Genomic DNA, 4,688 nt, shown 5'->3' with positions numbered 1-4,688 from the left:
CCAGTCTTCGGTGGCCAAGGCATGGCAGGAGTTCGACGAGAACGGGCGGATGAAACCCTCGGCGTACTACGACCGGGTGGTGGATGTGATGGAGGAACTGGTCAAGTTCACCCTGCTCACGCAGGGTCGTGCGGACTACCTGGTGGATCGCTACAGCGAGCGCAAGGGTGATCGGGAGGCGGCCGCATTGGCGCGTGCGGCAGGGGCAGTGGCCGCACGTTGATGGCACGCTGATGGCACGCGGCGGCCGCAGGGACGCGCGCATGCGCGGGCGCATCACCTCAATCCACTACCATGGGCCACCCCACCAGGATGTGCCCCGATGTCCCTCGTCATCCCGACCCTGCCCAGGCCTCCCRCCGCACGCATCGCCGCCTGGCTGATGATGCTGCTGGGCATGTGGCTGGCACTGAAGCTTGGCCTGGTGGTGACCCTGCTGTCGGGGCTGCTGGTGTTCCAGCTGACCCATGTGCTGGCCTCCACCGTGGAAGGCAAGCTGCGTCCCGGCCGGGCGCGGGCGATCGCGGTGATCGTGCTGTCGGCGGTGATCATCAGCGTGCTGGTGCTGGCCGGTATCGGCGTGGCCTCGTTCTTCCGCAACGAGACCGGTGGCCCGGACGTGCTGCTGGCGCGGTTGATGGACATCCTCAACACCTCGCGCCACCAGGTGCCGGCCCTGCTGCAGCCCTACATTCCCGAGGATCTGACGGCGCTGCGCGCCGCCGTGAACGAATGGGCCGCCGAGCACCAGCGCCAGCTGGGCGTGGCCGGCACATCGGTGGTGCAGGTGGGCGTGCGGGTGCTGATCGGCATGGTGCTGGGCGCGATGATCGCGCTGTACGACGAACTGCCGCTGCCGAAGATGGGCCCGCTGGCGCAGGAACTGATCGGCCGCACCAGCCGCCTGGCCACCGCGTTCCGCCAGGTGGTGTTCGCGCAGGTGAAGATCTCGCTGCTCAACACCGTGTTCACCGCCATCTTCCTGCTGGGCGTGCTGCCGTTGTTCGGCGTGCACCTGCCGTTGTCGAAGACGCTGGTGCTGATCACCTTCCTGGCGGGCCTGCTGCCGGTGGTGGGCAACATCATCTCCAACACCATCATCGCCATCGTCGCGCTGTCGGTGTCGTTCTACGTGGCCGTGGCTGCGCTGCTGTACCTGGTGGTGATCCACAAACTGGAGTACTTCCTCAACGCCCGCATCGTCGGCGGCGAGATCCAGGCGCGCGCCTGGGAGCTGCTGCTGGCCATGCTGGTGATGGAGGCGGCCTTCGGCCTGCCCGGGCTGGTAGCCGCGCCGGTGTTCTACGCCTACGTGAAGCGCGAACTGGTGGACCAGCGCTGGATCTGACCCGCCTTCACCCGGGCAGAGCGCTACACTGATCCGCACGCCAGGGGACACATCGATGGGCCGCAGGGCATCGCCAAACGGACTGCAGACCTGGCTCTGGATCCTCGGTGGCCTGTTCGTGCTGTGCACGCTGCCGCTGATGGCCATCGCGCTGGTGCAGGGCACGCAGCGCTACACCGAAGCCGAGGCCAACCTGGTCAGCCTGCAGCAACTGCGGCAGACCTTCGAACTGGCCAATCTGGTGTCGGCCGAGCGTGGACCGGCCAACAGCCTGCTCGGCGCAGACAGCACCGATGTGCAGGAGCAGCGCCGACTGGCCGCGCAGTTGGCGGTCGCACGGCAGCGGGTGGACGCAGCGACGCAGCACCTGCAGAGCGTGTTCCAGAACGACCCGCGGGTGGTGGACGAAACACCGCGCCTGCACGAAGCGCGGCGCCGGTTGCAGACTGCGCGCGCCGCGGTCGACCGGGTGGCCGCGCTGCCAAGAGGCGAACGCTCGGCAGAGGAGGTGGAGCACGCGATCAACAACATGTTCGCGGTGTATGACCGGCTGCAGGTGCTGACCTCGGTGCAGATCAGCGATCTGGTCGCGGCTGATCGCGAAGCCGCGATTCCTGCCATGCAGGGGCAGATCCTGATCGACCTGCGCGAGCACGGTGGCCGCTTGGCATCCAACGTGATGGCGCCGCTGGCCGTGCCCGGCGCGTGGCGGGAGTCGCAGGTACGCGCTGCGCAGCAGACCGAGGGCCGCCTGCTGGAGCTGTGGCGGTTGGCCGCCAGCCATGAATCGGTGTTCCGCAGCGAGCCGGCGCTGTCCCTGCACTGGGACATGGCGCGCCGGCAGTTCTTCGGCCAGTCGCTGCCGATGGTGGAACAGCTGATCGACGATGGCCAGCGCGGCGTACCGCCACCCTGGACGGCGGCCGAGTTCACCGCGCGCTACGTGCCCACCCTGCAATCGCTGGAAGCGCTGCGTGATGGCTACCTCGGCGTTTCGATCGCGCGCTTCCAGCACACCCGCAACAAGGAAGCGGTACGCCTGGCCGTGCTGGGCGCCACCGTRCTGGGTACGCTGCTGCTGCTTGCGCTGGCACTGCGCATCGCCCACGTGCAGATCCTGCGGCCGTTGCTGCAGGCGCAGGCGCAGGTGATCCAGATCGCCTCGGACACGCCGGGTGCAGAGCAGCATGCCACCCACCCGATGGCGGAAATGCAGCGCCTGTTCGATGCCATCGAGGTACTGCGGGCGAAGTCGCACCAGCGCTCGGCATTGACCCGTGAGCTGCGCGAGCTGGCCGATACCGATCAGCTGACCGGCCTGTTGAACCGGCGCTCGCTGGAGGAACGGGTACGACAGCGGCGTGCCGAGGGAAGCACGCAGGCGGTGGTGATTCTGCTGGACGTGGACCATTTCAAGGCGATCAACGATGGCCAGGGGCACGCGGCCGGCGATGACGTGCTGGTGCAGGTGGCGCAGTTGCTGCGCAGCCATCTGCGCCGCAACGACAGCATCGCCCGTTATGGCGGCGAGGAATTCCTGGTGCTGCTGGCCGATGGTGATCTGGCCAGTGGCCGGCGGTTGGCCGAGTCGCTGCGGGTGGCATTGCGTGCGCACGACATCGTGCTGGGCAGCCGTGACATCCTGCGGGTCACGGCCAGCTTCGGTGTTGCCCAGGGCGCGCTTGATCCGATTGGCTGGCACGCGCTGGTGCGCGCCGCCGACGCCGCCATGTACGAGGCCAAGGCGCTGGGCCGCGACCGGGTGCAGGTGGCGGGCAGCGGACGCGCCGCGCGCTGATCGGGTCAGCCATTGTCCGCCTGCGCCCTGCGCAGGATGTGGCCGACCATGTGCCGGGCCACGGTGCTGGGCACCGGCAGTCCGCGCCAGCGCATCGCCCCCACGCGGAACGTGGCGCTGGCCGTGGCCAGCAAGCGGCCGCTGGGCGAGGTCAGGCGCCCGCGGGTGAAGATGATGCTGCCCTTGCTGTGCTCGATCTGCCCCCAGCCGATGATGCGCCCGGGACGGGCGGGACTGACGAAACTGGTCTTCGATTCGACCGTTACCGCCAACCGGTTGGGCGGCAGCGTTGCGTAGATCGCCGGGCCCATGCAGTCATCCAGCATCGCCGACAGGAAGCCGCCCTGGATGTTGCCCATCGGGTTGGTCAGGGCTGTGCTGGCATCGAACTCGACATTGATCTGGTCCTGTGCGGGATCGTGGCTGATGAAACGCCACCCCAGCAACAGGCCGGCCTTGGACGGAGGAAGGTCGCCGTTGATCACGCTGTACAGCAGGGACTGGGGATTCATGCGGGAAACCTCGGTGTGGGGGAGGTCAGGCAGGTTGCAGCAGCGACAGCAGGGCCAGCAGGAATCCGATGCAGCACAGCGCGACCACGGCCGCACCGGCAGAGACCGGCGTCCTGGCACCCGTGCGCTTTCGCACGCCGGATGCGACCGCGACCGGTGGCAACGTGGCCAGCAGACAGAACAGCTGGAAGGCGACCAGCTGTGGCAGCGCGAAGTGACCACCGAAAAAGATCAGCCAGGCCAGCATCACCCCTGCGCCGGCCAGCGCGATCCAGCCCGCGCCGACCACCTTGATCAATGCCATCAGCAGCACCTGCATGCGCGGTGGGACGCCGCCCCAGGCCAGCCCGACCGCTTCACCGTGGTAGGGCATGAACTCCGAGCGTTTCAGGTAGGCGGCCGCGAACAGCGCGACGATGAAAAAGGCCAGAAGGTAGCTGCCGAACGCGAGCGAGGCGAACAGGTCCATGTGCCATCCATGCCGATGCCGAGAGGGAGCCGATGGACAGGGCAGGCGCTGCATCCCCTGGCTGGCACATGGCCGTGCGATTCTTGAACGGCGCCCTGTTAGCCGCGTGTCGCGCCGATCACGGCCCTTTCTGCATCCGGAATTAACGCGCGCAGCGTGTTGCGTGCTGCATCACAACGGTGTTGTGACCGACGTTGCGGCTTCACGCGTGCTGATGCCTTCCAGCTCCAGCCGCATGTGATCGAAATCGAGGGTCCAGGCCGGGAAGGCGGCCAGTACATCCCAGCCGAGCACACCCTGGTTGCGCACGCTCACCTCGGTTGGATCCTGCAGGGTGACCGCCAGCGACGGCAGCATCGCGCGCTGCCCGCCGATCTGCACCGTCACCTGTGGCCACTGTGCCACTGCGCGTTCGCTGCTGCCGCCGGCGCCGGCCAGGCGCTGGCGCGTTACCGCCAGGTCCTTCAGCATCTGCGGATGTGCGCGGGCGAAATGGGCCGACAGGGACGAGCTGCTGGCACCGCTGTCCAGGTGCATGGGCACCTCGATGCCGCCGATGCG

At 67.9% G+C, this 4,688-nt stretch carries 5 protein-coding genes and 1 pseudogene; 3 read left to right on the top strand and 3 right to left on the bottom strand.

Going from position 1 to position 4,688, the window contains the following annotated elements:
• The 3 genes and pseudogenes from AC1VAN_RS12195 to AC1VAN_RS12185 form a co-directional block, all read left to right on the top strand.
• A pseudogene (locus tag AC1VAN_RS12195) lies at positions 1-223 on the top strand (arsenical resistance protein ArsH); the annotation flags it as partial.
• A gap of 99 nt (positions 224-322) precedes the next feature.
• Complete coding sequence (locus AC1VAN_RS12190) at positions 323-1,348, top strand: AI-2E family transporter (protein ID WP_480985880.1); 1,026 nt, start codon at positions 323-325, stop codon at positions 1,346-1,348.
• 55 nt (positions 1,349-1,403) lie between these two features.
• Positions 1,404-3,146: a GGDEF domain-containing protein gene (locus AC1VAN_RS12185; RefSeq protein WP_442251621.1), complete on the top strand. Its 1,743-nt coding sequence runs from the start codon at positions 1,404-1,406 to the stop codon at positions 3,144-3,146.
• Between the two features lie 5 nt (positions 3,147-3,151).
• Here AC1VAN_RS12185 and AC1VAN_RS12180 read toward each other — a convergent pair whose 3' ends face one another.
• The 3 genes from AC1VAN_RS12180 to AC1VAN_RS12170 all read right to left on the bottom strand — a co-directional run.
• Complete coding sequence (locus tag AC1VAN_RS12180) at positions 3,152-3,658, bottom strand: PaaI family thioesterase (RefSeq protein ID WP_033830583.1); 507 nt, start codon at positions 3,656-3,658, stop codon at positions 3,152-3,154.
• A 25-nt stretch (positions 3,659-3,683) separates the two neighbouring features.
• Positions 3,684-4,127, bottom strand: a complete 444-nt coding sequence (locus AC1VAN_RS12175; RefSeq protein WP_033830584.1) for a hypothetical protein — start codon at positions 4,125-4,127, stop codon at positions 3,684-3,686.
• Between the two features lie 171 nt (positions 4,128-4,298).
• On the bottom strand, positions 4,299-4,688 hold a 390-nt coding region (locus AC1VAN_RS12170; protein WP_480985879.1), incomplete at its 5' end, for an aspartyl protease family protein.

The organism is Stenotrophomonas sp. 05L44_2 (assembly GCF_056665995.1).
This window is presented reverse-complemented; position numbering and strand designations above follow the sequence as displayed.

Coding starts and splice junctions, on each gene's coding strand:
- AC1VAN_RS12175 (WP_033830584.1), bottom strand. CDS start 4,127: ATGGACCTGTTCGCCTCGCTCGCGTTCGGCAGCTACCTTCTGGCCTTT.
- AC1VAN_RS12180 (WP_033830583.1), bottom strand. CDS start 3,658: ATGAATCCCCAGTCCCTGCTGTACAGCGTGATCAACGGCGACCTTCCT.